Origin of the sequence: Rhodobacter capsulatus SB 1003 (assembly GCF_000021865.1) — a bacterium.
GTDB lineage: Bacteria > Pseudomonadota > Alphaproteobacteria > Rhodobacterales > Rhodobacteraceae > Rhodobacter > Rhodobacter capsulatus_B.
Genome location: NC_014034.1, coordinates 2,398,933 through 2,415,499, shown reverse-complemented (window position 1 = coordinate 2,415,499; position 16,567 = coordinate 2,398,933). Strand labels below are relative to the sequence as shown.

The window sequence follows — 16,567 nt, the reverse complement described above, 5'->3', positions numbered from 1 at the left end:
GTGTCTGAACGGGGGGCGGAACGGGGAAAGGCGCGGGGAGGGCCCCGCGCCGCCGAAGGTCCGGGACGGAAGCGTCAGAGTTTCGAGGCGGCCTCGAGATAGCTTGCGTCCACCGCGCCCTCATAGCTTTCCAGCGCCGCGGGGATGTTCTGCGTCGTGACGAAGAAATCGGCGACCGATTTCAGATAGGCCTGCAACCCGCCGCCCAGCCATTTGTCCGAGAGCTTTTCTTCGATCGTGGGCAGGGCAAAGCCCGCCAGCTGCGCCCTGGTGCCCGCCTCGTCCAGACCCGAGTCCTTCGCCAGCACCGGGATGAACCTGTCGGGATCGGCCAGATAGGCGGCGTTTTCGTCGTTCACCACCTTGAGGAACCGCGTCACCAGATCGGGGTTTTCCGCCGCAAAGGCGCCGGGCGTCGAGATCACGTCAAAGACGCGAATGCCCGCCTCTTCCTTTTCGGCGCCGGTCAGCAGCACGTTGCCGTAATCCTTGGCACGGGCCAGCGCGCCACCCCAGCCGCAGAAGACGTCGATATTGCCCTGCGCAATCGCCGCCGCCGCATCGGGGGGCGTCAGATCGACCACCTGCAGCTGGCTCGCCTCCAGCCCGAAATGTTCGAGCTGCTTGAGAAAGCCGTAATGCGCCGCGGTGCCCAGCGGTACGCCGACCTTCCTGCCGATCAGATCTTTCGCATTTTCCTTCGTGATTTCAAGGTCTTTGCGCACGACGCAATTGTCGTTTTCCGAGTAGCTCACCGCGATGGCGATGGCCTTCAGATCCTGCCCGGCCGAGGTCGCGGTGACGAAGGGCGGCACCCCTTGCGAAATCAGGAATTGCACATCGCCCGCGGCGGCGGCGGCCGACATCGCCACGCCGGTGTCGAACGCGCGCCAGTTCACCTTGACGCCCAGTTCCTTCTCGAAGGTGCCATCGACCTTGGCCTGCTCGAACGGCAGCGGCCATTCAAGGAACCAGGCCACGGTGATCTCGTCGGGGGCCGCGGTGGCGGCGCTGCTTGCGGCCAGCAGCGCAAGCGCCGAAAGCGCGGCACGTTTCAGGGCTTTGGTCATGGTCGGTCCTTTCAGAGGTGGCGGAATGTTCATTAAATCCATCGTCATTTGTGAAATGAGCCGATCCGCGGCCCGGATGCCATTCCAAAGGCGCGGGCCGAACGGCAGGAAAAATCTCTCGCGGGGCGGGGGCGAAGGGGAATTCTTCTTCGGGCCCGCAAAACAAGGCGCGGCAGCGCGCCTTGCCGGTCCGGCGGGGGAAGAAAAATCCCGTCAGGGTGGAAAAAACGGCGCTCTGGACTTAAGGCTTCGGGGAAACTGGACCTAATCGAAGCGGGGGGCCGCTGTCATGGTCGCGCCATCCCACGCTCAACCAGAGGCCCCCATGCACGCCGCCCCGATTCCGCAAGATGCCGCCCCGATCATCGCCGCTGACCGCGCCCATGTCTGGCACCACCTGAGCCAGCACAAGCCCTATGAAACCAGCGATCCGCGGGTCTTCGTCGAGGGCCGGGGGATGCGGCTTTGGGATGCGACCGGGCGCGAATTTCTGGATGCGACCTCGGGCGGGGTCTGGACGGTGAACCTCGGCTATGGCCGCAAGGATGTTGTCGAGGCCGTCGCGGCGCAGCTTCTGGCGCTGCCCTATTATGCGGGCGCGGCGGGCACCGTGCCCGGGGCGCGCTATGCCGAGGCGCTGATCGCGAAGATGCCGGGGCTGTCGCGGGTCTATTATTCCAACTCGGGCTCCGAGGCGAACGAGAAGGTCTACAAGATGGTGCGGCAGATCTCGCACCGCCATCACGGTGGCCGCAAGGGGAAAATCCTTTTCCGGGAAAGGGATTACCACGGCACCACCATTGCCGCGCTGGCCACCTCGGGGCAGGCGCAGCGGGCCGAGCACTACGGGCCTTTCCCCGACGGCTTCGTGAGCGTGCCGCATTGCCTCGAATACCGGGCGCAATGGGACTGCGCCAATTACGGCGAGCGCGCCGCCGATGCGATCGAAGAGGTGATCCTGCGCGAGGGGCCCGACAGCATCGGCTGCCTCGTGCTGGAACCGATCACCGCGGGCGGGGGCGTGATCGTGCCGCCCGCGGGCTATTGGGAAAAGGTGAGCCACATCTGCCGCAAATACAACATCTTGCTGCATCTGGACGAGGTCGTCTGCGGGCTCGGCCGCACCGGCGCCTGGTTCGGCTATCAGCACTATGGCATTCAGCCCGATTTCGTCACCATGGCGAAGGGCGTGGCCGCGGGCTATGCGGCGATTTCCTGCACCGTGACGACCGAGGCGGTCTTTGAGCTGTTCAAGGATGCGCCCAGCGATCCGCTGTGCCATTTCCGCGACATCTCCACCTTTGGCGGCTGCACGGCGGGGCCTGCGGCGGCGCTCGAAACCCTGCGGATCATCGAGGAGGAGGGGCTTTTGCAGAACACCGCGCAGATGGGGGAACGGCTGCTGGCGAACCTTCGGGATCTGGCCGAACGGCATGCGGTGATTGGCGACGTGCGCGGCAAGGGCCTGTTTTGCGGCGCGGAACTGGTGGCCGACCGGCGCACGAAAGAGCCGCTGGCCGAGGCGAAGGTGCAGGCGGTCGTGGCCGATTGCGCCGCGCAGGGCGTGCTGATCGGCGCCACCAACCGCTCGATCCCCGGGCTCAATACCACGCTCTGCCTTGCCCCGGCGCTGATCGCCTCGGAAGCCGAGATCGACCGCATCACCGAGACGATCGACGCCGCCCTGCGCCGCCTGGCCGCTTGACAGCCGCGCTGGACCTATCCTTCATGGGTCCAGCGAAGCTGCGAGGTCAAGATGGCCATTCCGGTCGAAAGCTTCTTTCTGGCGCCCGGCGGGCAGGGATCGCTGCAGCACCGCCTGCGCCAGATGGTGACCGAGGGGATCCTTTCGGGCCGGTTTCGCCCGGGCGACCGGATGCCCTCGACCCGGGCGCTGGCGGCGCATCTGGGCGTCGCCCGCATCACCGTGACGCTCGCCTATGCCGATCTGGTGGCCTCGGATTACCTGCTGGCGCGCGGGCGGTCGGGCACGTTCGTTTCCGCCGCCGCCCCCGATGCGCGCAAGGCCCGGCCCTTGCCCCGGGACGGTGCCCGGACGGACTGGGCCCGGCTTTTGCACCCCCGCGCGCAGGGCCTGCCGCGCCCCGACCGGCCGCGCGACTGGTCGCTCTATCGCTATCCCTTCATCTACGGGCAGGCCGATCCCGAACTTTTCGACCATCAGAACTGGCGGGCCTGTGCGCTGCAAGCCCTTGGCCGGCGCGAGTTTCACAGGCTTTCGGCGGATTGCTACGACGAAGACGATCCGCTGCTCGTCGAATATATCCTGCGCCACATCCTGCCCCGTCGCGGCATTGCGGCCGTGCCCTCCGAGGTGCTGATCACCATGGGGGCGCAGAACGGGCTCTGGCTGGCGGCGCAGGTTCTGCTGGGTCCGGGGGAACGGGCGGCGATGGAAAATCCGGGCTATCCGGGCACGCGCGCGGTTCTGGGCACGACCGGCGCCGAGGTGCTTTCGGTCGATGTCGATGACCGGGGGCTGGTGCCCGCGCAGCTGCCCGCGCGGCTCAAGCTGGTGGTCACCACCGCCAGCCATCATTGCCCGACGAATGCCACCCTGCCGGTGGAGCGTCGGCTGGCACTTCTGGCGGCGGCGGAAGCCGGGGATTTCCTGATCCTCGAGGATGATTACGAATTCGAAATGTCCTTCCTGCAATCGGCCGCGCCCTCGCTGAAATCGCTCGATGCGGGCGGGCGCGTCGTGCATGTGGGCTCGTTCTCGAAATCGCTGTTTCCGGGGCTGCGGCTGGGCTATCTCGTCGCCCCCGCGCCTTTCGTTGCGGCGGTGCGGGCGCTGCGGGCCACCGTGCTGCGCCATCCGCCGGGGCAGCTGCAACGCACGCTGGCGCTGTTCCTGTCGCTTGGCCATTACGATGCGCTGGTGGCGCGGATGAAGGCGGCCTATCGCCTGCGCCGCGAGGTGATGACAAAAGCCATCGAAGACAACGGGTTGCAGATCGCGGGGCAGGGCGGTTTCGGGGGCTCGTCGTTCTGGATGCAGGCGCCCGGGGCGGTCGATACCGAAGACCTGGCGCTGCGCCTGCGCGCCGAGGGGGTGCTGATCGAACCCGGCCGGGTGTTCTTTGATCCGGCGCGCGAGCGGCGCAATTTCTATCGCCTCGCCTATTCCTCGATCGGCCCCGCCGCGATCCCCGAGGGCATCGCCCGCATCGCCCGCGCCCTGCGTTGATCTGGCCCCATCCGATTTCGTGCTCTGGACCTAAGATTTCGCGCCGCTCCGGGGTTGATTGGCCGAAAATCTCAGGAGAGACCGATGCGGATGACCACGGAAGAAGCCTTCGTCAAGGTATTGCAGCGCCACGGGATCGACACCGCCTTTGGCATCATCGGTTCGGCCTTCATGCCGATCTCGGATCTGTTCCCGCGTGCGGGCATCCGGTTTTTCGACTGCGCGCATGAGGGCTCGGGCGGGATGATGGCCGACGGCTTCACCCGCGCCTCGGGGCGGATGGCGATGATCATCGCGCAAAACGGCCCCGGGGTGACGAATTTCGTCACCGCCGTGAAGACCGCCTACTGGAATCACACGCCGATGCTGGTGGTGACGCCGCAGGCGGCGAACCGGACGATCGGGCAGGGCGGTTTTCAGGAAGTCGAGCAGATGGCGCTGTTTCGCGACATGGTCTGCTGGCAGGAAGAGCTGCGCGACCCGGCCCGGATCGCCGAGGTGCTGGACCGGGTGATCCGCAAGGCCCGCCGCGCCTCGGCGCCCGCGCAGATCAACCTGCCGCGGGACATGTTCACCAAGATCATCGACATCGAGCTGCCGCAGGGCGTCGATCTGCCCCGGCCCGCGCCCGATGCGCAGGCGCTGGACCGGGCGGCGGCGCTGCTGTCAAGCGCGCGGTTTCCGGTGATCCTGAACGGCGCCGGGGTGGTGCTGGCCGAAGCGATCCCCGACACCGTGGCGCTGGCCGAGCGGCTCGAGGCCCCGGTCTGCACCGGATATCAGCACAACGACGCCTTTCCGGGCAGCCATCCGCTTTTCGCGGGGCCCTTGGGCTACAACGGTTCGAAAGCCGCCATGCAGTTGATGTCACAGGCCGATGTGGTGCTGTGCCTGGGCACGCGGCTCAATCCGTTTTCGACCCTGCCGGGCTATGGCATCGATTATTGGCCGAAAGCCGCGGCGGTGATCCAGGTGGACATCAACCCCGACCGGATCGGTCTGACGCGGCCGGTCACTTTGGGGATTGCGGCCGATGCCGGGGCGGTGGCGCGGGGGATCCTGGCGCGGCTGGGCGCGCAGGCCGGCGATCAAGACCGGGCCGAGCGGGCGGCGCGGATTGCCACCACGAAAAGCCGCTGGGCGCAGGAACTCGCCTCGATGGATCACGAGGAGGACGATCCGGGCACGAGCTGGAACGAACGCGCCCGCGCCGCGAAACCCGGTTGGATGAGCCCGCGCATGGCCTGGCGCGCGATCACCGCCGCCCTGCCGCCCGAGGCGATCCTCTCCTCGGATATCGGCAACAACTGCGCCATCGGCAATGCCTATCCCAGTTTCGCGGCGGGGCGGAAATATCTGGCGCCGGGGCTGTTCGGCCCCTGCGGCTACGGCCTGCCCGCGATCATCGGCGCGAAGATCGCCTGTCCCGAGACCCCCGTGGTCGGCTTTGCGGGCGATGGCGCCTTCGGGATTTCGGTCACCGAACTGACCGCGATCGGCCGTGCCGACTGGCCCGCAATCACCATGGTCGTCTTTCGCAACTACCAGTGGGGCGCCGAAAAGCGCAACTCAACCCTTTGGTATGACGACAATTTCGTCGGAACAGAGCTGGATCTGCAGGTCAGCTACGCGGGGATCGCGCAGGCCTGCGGCTTGCAGGGCGTCGTCGCGCGCACGATGGAGGAGCTGACCGAGGCGCTGCGCAAGGCGCTGGCCGATCAGGCGGCGGGCAAGACCACGCTGATCGAGGCGCTGATCAATCAGGAACTGGGCGAGCCGTTCCGCCGCGATGCGATGACGAAACCCGTCGTGGTCGCGGGGATCGATCCGGCCGACATGCGGCCGCAGCCGCGCTGAGCGGGCCTGCGCCGTCGCGGGCGGCCCGGGGGGGGCCGCGGAAAATCCTTGCTTCAAGGCCGGTTTCGCGCAGGGCGATCCTTCCCCGCGGGGCCGGCAACTTGGAATGGAACCGGACTGGGGTTCGTGCCATCTAAATATCGATGGAATTTGCCGTCTATCGGCGCCCAGCACAGCCCAGACCGAAGCGCGCGCAGGCCGACCCTGCGCAGCCTTTGCAACGCTTTCCCAAGGATGACCCGATGCATGCTTCCCTTCCCCCCCGTCCGCTTGGCCTCAAGGATCGGCTTTGGGCCGAACTCGCGCTGAAGGCGCGGCTTTACACCGATGGCGTGTCGATCAGCCCCGAGGCGCTGGCCCACATCGCCCCGGGCATCAGGACGCAAGAACAGGTCCACACGCTCTTCGAGATGGATTTTGTCACCCATGACGAGGAGCAGCCGAGCTATTTCCGCCTTGATCACGGCCTTGTCGTGCCGTTCCGGCTGAACCCCGAGGCGCGCGACCGGATCGAGCTGGACGGCAACCGCACCATCGTCGTGCGCGGCGACGAGGAACTGGCCGAGGCCTTCTTCCCCGACCGGCCCGCCTTCTACGGCAAGCGCACCTCGGACGGGGTGGCGATGTCCACCATCGCCACGCTGGGCTCCGAACGGCAGTTCTTCGTCGCCTATTCGAACGAGTGCTCCTACAAGGCGAAGGGCGAGGACTGCCTGTTTTGCAACATCAATTTCACCAAGGACACCTATGGCGAAAAGACCGGGATCTTCTGGAAGACCGCGCGTCAGATCGGCGAAACCTATGCCGAGGCGCATCGGGCGGGGCTGGTCGATCACGTCAACATCACCGGCGGCGTGATCCCGGAACGGCGCGAGCTGGAATATTACCTCGATGTCGCCGATGCGCTGCGCAAATATGCGGGGGTCGAGGATTTCAACGGCACCGCCGTCGTCGCCGCCCCCATCGATCTGCGCAATCTCGACCGTTTCAAGGAAGCGGGCTACCGCACCGTCGGGCTCAATCTCGAATTCTGGGACAAGGGCATCTATAACGCGATCTGCCCCGGCAAGGCGCGGGACTCGGGCGGCTGGGACCATTGGCTGAAGGCGATCGAATATTCGGTGGGCGTCTTCGGGCATGGCAATGTGCGCTCGAATTTCGTCGGCGGCATCGAGCCGAAGAAAAGCCTTCTGGCGGGGATTCAATACCTTGCCGACAAGGGCGCGGTCGGCACCGCCTCGATCTGGTGCCCCAATCCGGGCTCCGACCTTGAGGGCCATCGCGCGCCGGAACCGGGCTGGTATCTCGACCTTGGCCACAAGATCGCGGCGATCTGGCAAAAGGCCGGGTTCAGCTGGGCGAACCTTTACGACAGCAACGCCGATGTGACGAGCCTGCAGCATGACATCTGGCGGATCGAGGCGGAAACCCTGCCGGTCTTCGCCGAAACCGCCGTCGCCGCCCAGTGATTGCGGGGGCGGTGCGCCGCCCCCTTTCCGCCCCTGAAAGGACAGCCCCGTGAGCATCCAGACCCCCCGCCACATCGCCATTTACGGCAAGGGTGGCATCGGCAAATCCACCACCACCTCGAACATCGCCGCCGCCTTGGCCGAAGCGGGCCACCGCGTCATTCAGGTGGGTTGCGATCCGAAATCGGATTCCACCACCATCCTGCGCGGCGGGGCAGAACTGCCCACCGTGCTGGACAGCCTGCGCGACCGTGCCCGCAAACCGAAGCTGGAAGACATTTCCGCCGTCGGTTTCTGGGGCGTTCTGTGCATCGAGGCGGGCGGGCCGGTGCCGGGGGTGGGCTGCGCCGGGCGCGGCATCTCGGCCGCGGTCGATCTGCTCGAAGAGCTGCGCGTCTTCGAGACCTTCGCCCCCGATTATGTGCTTTATGACGTGCTGGGCGATGTCGTCTGCGGCGGCTTTGCCGTGCCCATCCGCGACGGCATCGCGGACCGCGCCTTTGTCGTCACCAGTTCCGATTTCATGGCGATCTTTGCCGCCAACAATCTCTTCAAGGCGATCGACAAATATGCGCCCTCGGGCGGGGCGCGGCTGGGCGGCATCATCGCCAACAGCCTGCAGCTGGATCATGCCCGCGGGCTGATCGACGATTTCGCCCATCGCACCGGCACCGAGGTGGTGGGCTATGTGCCCCGGTCCGTCGACGTCGCGCAGGCCGAGCTTTACGGCCAGACGGTGATCGAGGCCGCGCCCTATTCCGATCAGGCCGAGATCTACCGCAAACTGGCGCGGCGCGTGACGGGGGATCTGGAAACCCGGCTGCCGAAGCCCCTCAACGGTCCCGATCTGAAGGATTGGGCGCGGGACTGGGGCGACCGGATCTTTGGCGCCGAACGCGCCGCCGCGGCGCGGAGCGCGTAAGATGGCCCGTCGTCCCAGACTGGAGCCGCGCGAGACCCGGGCCGAGGCGACCCAGGCCTTTCTTGGCCGCGCCGCCGATCTGGCGGCCGAATTCGCCGCGGGCACGCCGCCGCGGCGGATCCGCAGCTTCAGCGAAGCCGCCCCCGACGATCTGCGCCCGGCGCTGGCGATCCTGTCGGAAATCCCCGATCTGGGTCTTGTCGTGCACGGGCCGCGCGGCTGTGGCGTCCGTGCCCCCGGGCCCGCGCCGCTGGCGGTGACCGATCTTGATCAGCGCGACACCGTGCTCGGCTCGGGCGAGGTGCTGGCGGAAACCCTCCGCGCGCTGGATGCCGCCTGCCCGGTGGCGGCGATCGCGGTCTTGGGCAGCCCGGTCGTCGCGATCAATTCCGACGACATCCGCGCCACCGTGGCGGCGCTTGGCCCGGAGCTGGGCAAGCCGGTGGTCTGGGTCCGCACCGAGGGGGTCCGCTCGGCCGTGCCCGCGACCGGGGGCGATGCGGCGGCAGAGGCGCTTTTGCAGCTGGTCGAGACGCAGAACGGCCCGCGCGAACCGGGGCTTTTGAACCTGCTCACCAGCACCCGCAGCCCGGAGCTTGCGGCGCTGGCGGGCCAGATCGAAGGGCTGGGCTGGCGGGTGAACATCCTGCCCGCGGGGGCGCGCGTCGCCGAGATCGCCCTTGCGGGCCGGGCCGAGGCAAGCCTCGTTCTGGCGCCCGATCTGCTTGGTCTTTTCGCCGAGGGGCTGGAGACGCGCTTTGGCGTGACCCGGCTTGATGTCGCGCTGCCCCTGGGGGCGCAGGCGACGGTGGCGGTGCTGCGCCGGGTCGCGGCGCTGGGGGGGGTGGCGGTTCCGCCTGCACCGCCGCGCCCCTTGTCCGAACCGCTTGCGGGGCGGCGCTTCGCGCTGGCCTTGCCCACGGCCTGGGGGCTGGCCGCGGCAGAGCTGATCGGCGATCTGGGCGGGACGGTGGCGGTGCTCTCGGTGCCGCATCTCGATCGCAGCCATGCCGCGGCGCTGGGCAGCCTGGCCGAGCGCTGGCCGGATCTGCAGATCCATGTCGGCGAGGGGCAGGGTTTTGAACTGGCGGGCCTGCTGCGCCGCACTGCGCCCGATCTGCTGCTGGGCGCGGGCGATGCGGTGGTGGTGGCGCTGCGGCAGGGTCTGCCCGCCGCGGTGCTGGACCCGGCGCGGCTGATCGGCGCGGCGGCCCCGGAGGTGCTGACAGAGGCGGTCGACATCGCCCTTGCCCGCTGGGCCCTGGTCCGCAGCGCGGTGCAAAACGCGCGGCCGGGCTATACCCCGGGCTGGCTGAAACGCAGCCCAGACTGGCATATCAAGCAGGAGGTGCGCTGATGGGTCGCCCGGCGATTTTTCCCTTTGGTGGCTGCGCCTTGCACGGCGCGCTTCACACGGCGGCGGCGATCCCCGGGGTCACGGTCGTCGTCCATTCCACCCCCGGCTGCGCGCTGCGGGCGGGGCTTTCGGCCGGCGGCGGGCGCTATGGTGCGCCGCCCGGATTGCCGCGCATCGCCGCGACCAACATGGCCGACAAGCATGTGGTCTTTGGCGGCACCTCGCGGCTGCGCGAGGAGATGAAGAACGCCCTTGCGGTGCTCGAGGGCGGGATGCTGGCGGTGCTGACCGGCTGCCCGGCCGAGATGATCGGCGATGATGTCGGCGCCATGGTGAAGGAGCTGACGGCGCAGGGCGAGCGAGTGGTGGCGGTGCCGACGGCCGGGTTTCACGGCCCCGCGCATGAGGGCCATGCCCGGCTGCTGGCCGGTCTTCTGGCCCAGCTCGCGCCCGCGCCGACCCGTGCCGACCGGCCGCTGGTGAACCTGTTCGGCATCGCCCCCGGGCTGGATCCGGGCTGGCTGGCCGAGATCGAGACGCTGTCGCGGCTGCTGGAGGGGGTCGGCCTTGCGGCCAATCCGATCTTCGGCCCCGAGGGCGGTCTGGCGTCGCTCGAAGCGGCGGCGGGGGCGGCGCTGAGCCTTGTGCTCTCGCCCTGGGGCACGGCGCCCGCCGAGGTGCTGGCGGCGCGGCATGGGATCCCGGTGCTCGTGGCGGACGGGCTGCCGGTGGGGGCCGAGGCGGCGGAGGCTCTGGTGCGGAGGCTTTCCGACCGCCTCGGTCATCCGCTTGACGCGGGCGCCGAGGGCAGTCTGGCGCGCGAACGGGCGCAGCAGGGCTGGCGTTTCGATGCGGTGCTGGAGCGGCTGGCGGTGCTGGCGCCGCGCCGGGTCGTGGTGGCCGATGGCAGCCTGCGCGCCGGGGCGCTGGCGCGGTTTCTGGCCGGGACGCTGGGCTGGCCGGTGCGCGCGATCCTGACCGACAGCCCGCCCGAGGGGGTCCGGGCGCCCCTGGCCGATACCGGCCTGACCTGCGCCGCGGACAGGGCGGATCTGGCGCGGCTTCTGGACGAGAGCGGCGCCGATCTGGTGCTCGGGGGTGCCTCCGCGGCGGCGATCGCGGCGGCGCGGGGGCTTTGCCCCGTCGTTCTGGGCGCGGCCCCGGGGCTCGAGGTGCTGGGGGCCGGTCTGAGCGGGCGGGCGGGGGCGGAGCGGGTCCTTGCGGCGCTGCTTTTGGCGCTTGCGCCCGCGCCGCAGGCGGCCCTTGCCCTGCGAAGCCGGGCCCCGGTGCCGCCGGTTTTTGCGCGCGTGGCCGAATAGGCCCCGCGGCAACCTCCCGCAAATGCTTGACGAAAAATGCCCCCCCCTTCCGGTCGCGGAAGGGGGGTTTTTGCGGTGCGGCGGCTTACTGCGCCGTCAGCGCCTGATCCGGATCGGTCCGGATGTCGTTGAGTTTTCAAGCCCGCGACCCGCCTTTCCGGCACATCCGTCGTCGGTTTCATGATCCGGGGGGAGATGTGCCCAGCTCGGAGCGCGAAAACAGCGCCGCCGCCGGTGGCGGCATCGGCGCGCCAGCCGACATGCTGGGCCAGCGTCTCGGGGGGATGGGTCAGTGCAGCCGGGTCCGGCCCGGGGCATGTCGGGTGCTGACGGATCTGGCGGCGGTGTGCAGCTCTGCCAGGGTCCGGGTCTGGCTGGCGACGGCGCCGATCTGCTCGGCCAGGGCGCCGATCCCTTCGGGGCTCCAGCCGCCGGTGCTCAGCGCCAGCAGGCTTTCGCGGCGCAGATCGCCCGGATGCATCACCAGCAGATAGGCGAATTCAAGCGCCACCGAGAGCCGCTCGCCCACCCGCGCGCAAAGCGCGGGCGGGATCCGCCAGGGCGGACCGTCCAGATCCTCGGCGCGCAGCGGTCCCGGCGGGAAGCGGCCATAGGGACCGGGCCGCGCCGCCGAGGCCGCCTCGGCGCCGATCAGCGCGGCCAGCGCGGCATCGGTCTGGCGCAGCAGGGTGAAGAAGGGGGCGGGCTGGCCCTCGGCGCTCAGCAGCCGCTCTACGAAGGCCAGCACCATGCGCCGTTCCAGTTTCGACAGCGCGGGCGGCGCGTCACTGCGCAGCTCGGGCAGATGCAGCTCGGGGGGCAGGATTTCCTGACGGGACATGACGGACCTTTCCTGAACGCAGGTTGCACGGTGTCAGGCCAGAATGGCAGAGGGACGGCAAAAAGACGATAAATTCGAGCGTGTTTTTTAAGGCGCCGGAGGGGCGGAAAATTCCCTTTTGCGGCCGGGCCGGAGAAGAGGGTTTCGCCCGTCGATCTTGTCCCGTCGATCGGGACTCGGCGATCCGGGCCAGATGAAACCGCCGCCCCGGAGGGATCGGGGCGGCGCAAACCGGACGGCGGGGGTCGCGGGGGCGTGGTGCTGGCCCGCCGTTTCGGCTTTTCCAAGTCGGCTTTGGCCAGCTCAGCTGCGGGCGGGGCTGTGCGACAGTTCGGCGGCGATCCGGGCGGTCTGGCTGCGGATGTCGGGGATGGCGGTGATTTCCCACAGGGCGGCGCGCGCGGCGGGACCGATCGCCTGCAGGACGCGGCTGGTGGTGCCCGCGCGGCTGACAATCCGGCCGCTGCGGTCGGTGACCAGGCCGAGCCGCAGCGGGTCGATCTGCGCCAGCCCGTCGTCAAGCAGATGCCGCAGAAGCGGGCCCGCGCCGATTTCGGGATCGCGCCGCACGCCGCGGCAATCGATCACGGCGGCCAGGTTCAGCGCGGTGGTGCCGGTTTCCCGATAGGGGCGGTACTGCAGCCAGACCCCGCAGGGATGCGGCGTGACCCGGTCAAAGGCGCCGCGCAGGATCTGCAGCTGACCGCTTTGCCGGGCGCTGGCGATGTGGCGGGCGGTTTCGGGCGGCATGCGGTGGCGGTGCACCTCCCACCAGGCGGCGGCGTGGCGCAGGGCACGGGCGCGTTCGGGCTCGGGCAGGGCGCTCCAGATCCCCTGCACATGCGGCCGCAGCCCGTCGATCGCATCGCGCCAGGTGCCGCCCGCGATCTCGGCGCGGCGCACCTGCCGACGCAGCCAGTGCAGCAGCACCGAGGCGGGGGCGCCCAGCGGCACCTCGCCCAGCGAAGTGGCCAGCGGCGTTCCCGGCCCATGCACGCGCGGCAGCAAGCCCCGGCGCGACAGCGCGAAGATCGGGCCGCGATGGCCGGATTTCAGCAGCGTCGTCACCTGATCCACCATGCTCAGCCCGGTGCCAAGGATCGCCACCGGCACGCCGGGTTCCAGATCCAGCAGCCTCACATCGGCCTGCAGCCCCCGCACCGCCTCGGGGCGGGGATGGCCGGTGGCCAGGATCGCGTGATCGGCGATCAGCGTCTGGCCATCGTCCAGCCTCAGCGTCACCCGGCCCGGCGGCGCCTCGGTCAGCCGCACCGCCTCGGCCTGCACCAGCCGCAGCCGCGGCCCGGCCGCCCAGGGCGCCAGCAGGCTTTCCAGATAGCGCCCATAGGTCGCGCGCGACACGAAGGAGGCCCCCGAGACGGACCGGTTCGCCTGCCAGAGCCAGCGCAGGAAATGTTCGGGATCCTCGGGCAGGGCGCTCATGTTGAGCACCCTTGTGTTCAGCAGATGATCCGGGTCCTCGGTCGCATAGGCCAGTCCAAGGCCGATGCGGGGGCCGCGCTCGATCAGGGTGACGCGGGTTTCGGGGGCGGCGCGCAGCAGGTGACAGGCCATCAGCACGCCCGAGGCGCCGCCGCCGATGACCAGCACATGCCGACGAAGCGGGGGCGCGGCGGTCATGCCCGCCCCCGGCCGGTCAGCAGCCGGGCCAGCCAGCGCGGCAGCGGGCGGAAGTCCCCGGCGCGCGGGGCCAGAAGACGGATCAGGTCGGGGTCGAGGCGTCCGTCGAGCATGTCGGTCTCCTTCGGGTCACTGCAGGAAGATGGCGACGATCAGCCCCGCCCAGCCCGCCAGAAGCAGGCCAAGCAGCAGCCGGTCGCGCAGGGTGGGCGGGCGCCAGAACAGCTGTCTCATGCGCTTTTCTCCACCGGGCGGGTCAGGCGGCCAAGCAGCCGGTCGCGCAGCGCCTTGCCCGCGGGCCAGGGGCCGAAACCGGCGGCGACATTGATGTGACCGGCCGCGCCCAGATCGACCAGTTCCGAGCCCCAGGCCGTGGCCAGTTCGCTGGCGCGGGCAAAGCTCATCCAGGGGTCGTTGCGCGAGGCGACGAGCAGGCTGGGCACCGGCAGCGCCCGGCGCGAGGGCGAGCCGAAATGGCCGATCCGGCGGGCGCCGCGGGTGTCGGCGGGGGCGACGAACATCGCCGCCCGGACCTCGATCTGCGGCCATTTCGACAACAGACGCGCCACCAGAACCGCGCCCAGGCTGTGGCCGACCAGCACCGCATTCGGGTGTTGCAGCACCATGCCCGCCAGTTCCGCCTCCCACAGATCGGGCATCGGCCGGTCGGGGCAGGGCAGGTCGACCATCAGCGCGGTCGGGTCGGTGGCGGCCCACCAGTCCTGCCAATGCGGTGCGGGCGAGCCGTCAAGGCCCGGAACGAGCAGCGTCTTGATCATGGGAACCTCTGCGGTCGGGTTGCGTTGATTAATGTCTATCACATCTGTCGTGATTGGTGGTTCCAAAGACCGGCGCGGAAAGAGAAGATCCTGCCCTTTTGCGGCGCCGGGGCAGGAAGCTGTTCCCGGTGGCGCCGATGCCGCCGCCCGGCCCGCCCGTCGCGGATCGCGGGGCCGTGCAATGCGATCTCTGATCGTGATTTAAAAACAATAGCTTGCACGCAGATCTTCGCCTGTCCTGGCGGGCCGTTCCGGTGCGGTCGGGGAACAATCTGCTAAATAACGACTGAATTGGACGAGATTATTCCCTTGTAAAGACGACCGTTCCGATAGAGTATTTATCCTGTTCCGACGCCTGCACCCGAAAGGATCCGTCATGACACATGCCCTGCCGATCCCCTCCCGTCGCCAGCCGGTCAGGCTGCTGCCGATGCAGTTCGCCGCGCCGCTGCGCACCGCCGAATCCTGGGGTATCGACCCGTTCGAGGAGGCCGCGATGCATTGCCGGGCGGCGCGGTCGGAGCGGGAACTGACAAGGGCGCCCGGCCGGTCTGATCCGCTTGCGTGGCGGCTGGCGGCGGCGGGCGTGATCCTTGCCGGGGGCGGTCTGGCGCTGTGGGGCCTCGCATGACGGCCGCCGCCCCGCTTTACGTCGTGACCATGGTGGACACCCGCACCGATCAGCCGCATCGCGTCGGCGGTCGGGTGCAGACCCGGTTCACCCATGATCCCGAGGAAGCCCGCCGCCATTTCCTGCAAAACCGCGATCCGCGGCTGTGGCGGATCGTAGTGAAATCGCTGCCCCCGCAAGGCTGATCCGGCGCGGGGACGCCCGTTCGGGGATCCGTTCCCGCCTCGGTTCCGGCGCGGGGCAGCGCCTGCGACATCCCGTTGATCCTTCCGGGGGAGCCCATGATTGCCAAGCTGCTGTTGTATCTGACAACCCGCCGCCCAAGATATTGGGAACTGACCGAGACCGGTCTGGACATCCTTGCCGCCGATCTTGCCCGCCAGGGCTGGCGCGTCCGCTTTGCCGGGCCGCGCTGGGATCTGGTCTGGACCCGGGAATGGCGGGTGCCGCATGAAAGCAGCGTTCTGGTCCTGCCCGATCCGGGGCAGGGCGGCTGGGCCGATGCGCGTTGGGCGAACCACGGCCTGCCGCCGCTGCGCGCGGGGTGGCAATGGCGCACGCTGGTCGCCCAGCGTCTGCGGCATCGGACCCCGGCCACGATCTGACCTTCCGTTCCCATTCCCCCGCAGGTTTTGCCCGCGGGGGTATCACGCTTATTGCAGCCCGAAGCTGCGCATCAGATCGCGCCGCAGCGCCACGAAACCGGGGGCGTTCCGATCCCGCGGCCGCGGCAGGGGCACCTCGAGCAGCCGCGGCGGCGTCTCGGTCTCGCGCGAGAGCACCAGCACCCGGTCGGCCAGATAGATCGCCTCTTCCAGATCATGGGTGACCAGGATCATCGTCATCCGTTCCTCGGCCCAGATCCGGGCAAGCTCTTCCTGCACGGTCAGTTTCGTCATCGCGTCAAGCGCCGCAAGCGGTTCATCCAGAAGCAGGATTTCCGGTTGCACGGTCAGCGCCCGGGCAATGCCCACGCGCTGCGCCATGCCGCCCGACAGCTGCCGCGGCAGCGCGGTCTCGAAGGCCTGCAGACCGACAAGGCGCAGATAATGCCGGGCCCGGTCGCGGGCTTCGGCGCGGGGGGTGCCCCGGACCTCAAGCCCGAAGGCGACGTTGTCAAGCACGCTGGCCCAGGGCAGCAGTCGCGGTTCCTGATAGATGATCGCGCGCTCGCGCCCGACGCCCGCGACCGGGTGGCCGTCGATCAGCACGCGGCCGCGATCGGGGGTTTCAAGCCCCGCCAGCACCCGCAGAAGCGTGGTCTTGCCGCAGCCCGAGGGGCCGACGATGGCAAGGCTCTCGCCGCCCGCGACGGTCAGGCTCAGCCCGCGCAGCACCGCCAGCGCCGCGCGGTTGAGGGTGAAGGATTTGTAAAGCTCCTGCACCGAAACCTCGCCGCGCGATGCGGCGAGGGTCGGGGGCAGATCGGTCCCCGCAGGGGAGGAGGGCGGCGCGATCGGGGCCATCTGC

At 69.2% G+C, this 16,567-nt stretch carries 16 protein-coding genes; 11 read left to right on the top strand and 5 right to left on the bottom strand.

From position 1 onward, the window contains the following. Nucleotides 1–74 precede the first annotated feature (74 nt). Entirely contained in the window at nt 75–1,070 is a 996-nt protein-coding gene (locus tag RCAP_RS11085; RefSeq protein WP_013067950.1) for a taurine ABC transporter substrate-binding protein, read from the bottom strand. A 25-nt stretch (nt 1,071–1,095) separates the two neighbouring features. On the opposite strand from RCAP_RS11085, the gene RCAP_RS19345 reads away from it, so the two are divergent. The 8 genes from RCAP_RS19345 (at nt 1,096) to RCAP_RS11050 (ending at nt 11,205) form a co-directional block, all read left to right on the top strand. Beyond that, the gene (locus RCAP_RS19345) at nt 1,096–1,338 is read left to right on the top strand and encodes a hypothetical protein (protein ID WP_148214852.1); all 243 of its coding nucleotides are present in this window, start codon (nt 1,096–1,098) and stop codon (nt 1,336–1,338) included. Between the two features lie 57 nt (nt 1,339–1,395). After that, nucleotides 1,396–2,775: an aminotransferase family protein gene (locus tag RCAP_RS11080; RefSeq protein WP_013067949.1), complete on the top strand. Its 1,380-nt coding sequence runs from the start codon at nt 1,396–1,398 to the stop codon at nt 2,773–2,775. Between the two features lie 51 nt (nt 2,776–2,826). After that, nucleotides 2,827–4,281, top strand: coding sequence for a MocR-like taurine utilization transcriptional activator TauR (tauR, locus tag RCAP_RS11075; protein WP_013067948.1), 1,455 nt, complete (start codon nt 2,827–2,829; stop codon nt 4,279–4,281). An 84-nt stretch (nt 4,282–4,365) separates the two neighbouring features. Beyond that, nucleotides 4,366–6,138 (top strand): sulfoacetaldehyde acetyltransferase, encoded by a 1,773-nt coding sequence (xsc, locus tag RCAP_RS11070; protein ID WP_013067947.1) that lies wholly within the window; start codon nt 4,366–4,368, stop codon nt 6,136–6,138. Nucleotides 6,139–6,380: 242 nt separating this feature from the next. Next, nucleotides 6,381–7,607: a radical SAM protein gene (locus RCAP_RS11065; RefSeq protein WP_013067946.1), complete on the top strand. Its 1,227-nt coding sequence runs from the start codon at nt 6,381–6,383 to the stop codon at nt 7,605–7,607. Between the two features lie 49 nt (nt 7,608–7,656). Further along, a complete protein-coding gene (locus RCAP_RS11060; protein WP_013067945.1) occupies nt 7,657–8,529 on the top strand; it encodes a nucleotide-binding protein in 873 nt (290 codons plus the stop codon). A gap of 1 nt (nt 8,530) precedes the next feature. Beyond that, nucleotides 8,531–9,886 carry a nitrogenase component 1 gene (locus RCAP_RS11055; protein WP_013067944.1) on the top strand — a complete coding sequence of 452 codons (1,356 nt, stop codon included), beginning with the start codon at nt 8,531–8,533 and terminating at the stop codon, nt 9,884–9,886. Further along, a complete protein-coding gene (locus RCAP_RS11050; RefSeq protein ID WP_013067943.1) occupies nt 9,886–11,205 on the top strand; it encodes a nitrogenase component 1 in 1,320 nt (439 codons plus the stop codon). Before RCAP_RS11055 ends, RCAP_RS11050 begins: the two co-directional genes overlap by 1 nt. A gap of 289 nt (nt 11,206–11,494) precedes the next feature. Here RCAP_RS11050 and RCAP_RS18550 read toward each other — a convergent pair whose 3' ends face one another. The 3 genes from RCAP_RS18550 to RCAP_RS11035 all read right to left on the bottom strand — a co-directional run bounded on the left by RCAP_RS18550 (nt 11,495) and on the right by RCAP_RS11035 (nt 14,466). After that, nucleotides 11,495–12,046, bottom strand: a complete 552-nt coding sequence (locus tag RCAP_RS18550) for a hypothetical protein (protein ID WP_013067942.1) — start codon at nt 12,044–12,046, stop codon at nt 11,495–11,497. Nucleotides 12,047–12,349: 303 nt separating this feature from the next. Continuing rightward, nucleotides 12,350–13,687 carry an FAD/NAD(P)-binding protein gene (locus RCAP_RS11040; protein ID WP_013067941.1) on the bottom strand — a complete coding sequence of 446 codons (1,338 nt, stop codon included), beginning with the start codon at nt 13,685–13,687 and terminating at the stop codon, nt 12,350–12,352. Between the two features lie 230 nt (nt 13,688–13,917). Then, a complete protein-coding gene (locus tag RCAP_RS11035; RefSeq protein ID WP_013067938.1) occupies nt 13,918–14,466 on the bottom strand; it encodes an RBBP9/YdeN family alpha/beta hydrolase in 549 nt (182 codons plus the stop codon). Nucleotides 14,467–14,842: 376 nt separating this feature from the next. Between RCAP_RS11035 and RCAP_RS11030 the strand changes: the two genes are divergently transcribed. The 3 genes from RCAP_RS11030 (at nt 14,843) to RCAP_RS11020 (ending at nt 15,702) form a co-directional block, all read left to right on the top strand. After that, nucleotides 14,843–15,097, top strand: a complete 255-nt coding sequence (locus RCAP_RS11030; RefSeq protein ID WP_013067937.1) for a hypothetical protein — start codon at nt 14,843–14,845, stop codon at nt 15,095–15,097. Continuing rightward, on the top strand, nt 15,094–15,282 hold the full coding sequence (locus RCAP_RS11025; protein ID WP_013067936.1) for a hypothetical protein: 189 nt from the start codon (nt 15,094–15,096) through the stop codon (nt 15,280–15,282). Before RCAP_RS11030 ends, RCAP_RS11025 begins: the two co-directional genes overlap by 4 nt. 114 nt (nt 15,283–15,396) lie before the next feature. After that, nucleotides 15,397–15,702, top strand: coding sequence for a hypothetical protein (locus RCAP_RS11020; protein ID WP_148214851.1), 306 nt, complete (start codon nt 15,397–15,399; stop codon nt 15,700–15,702). 48 nt (nt 15,703–15,750) lie between these two features. Here RCAP_RS11020 and RCAP_RS11015 read toward each other — a convergent pair whose 3' ends face one another. Further along, nucleotides 15,751–16,563 carry an ABC transporter ATP-binding protein gene (locus RCAP_RS11015; protein ID WP_013067934.1) on the bottom strand — a complete coding sequence of 271 codons (813 nt, stop codon included), beginning with the start codon at nt 16,561–16,563 and terminating at the stop codon, nt 15,751–15,753. Nucleotides 16,564–16,567: the final 4 nt, after the last annotated feature.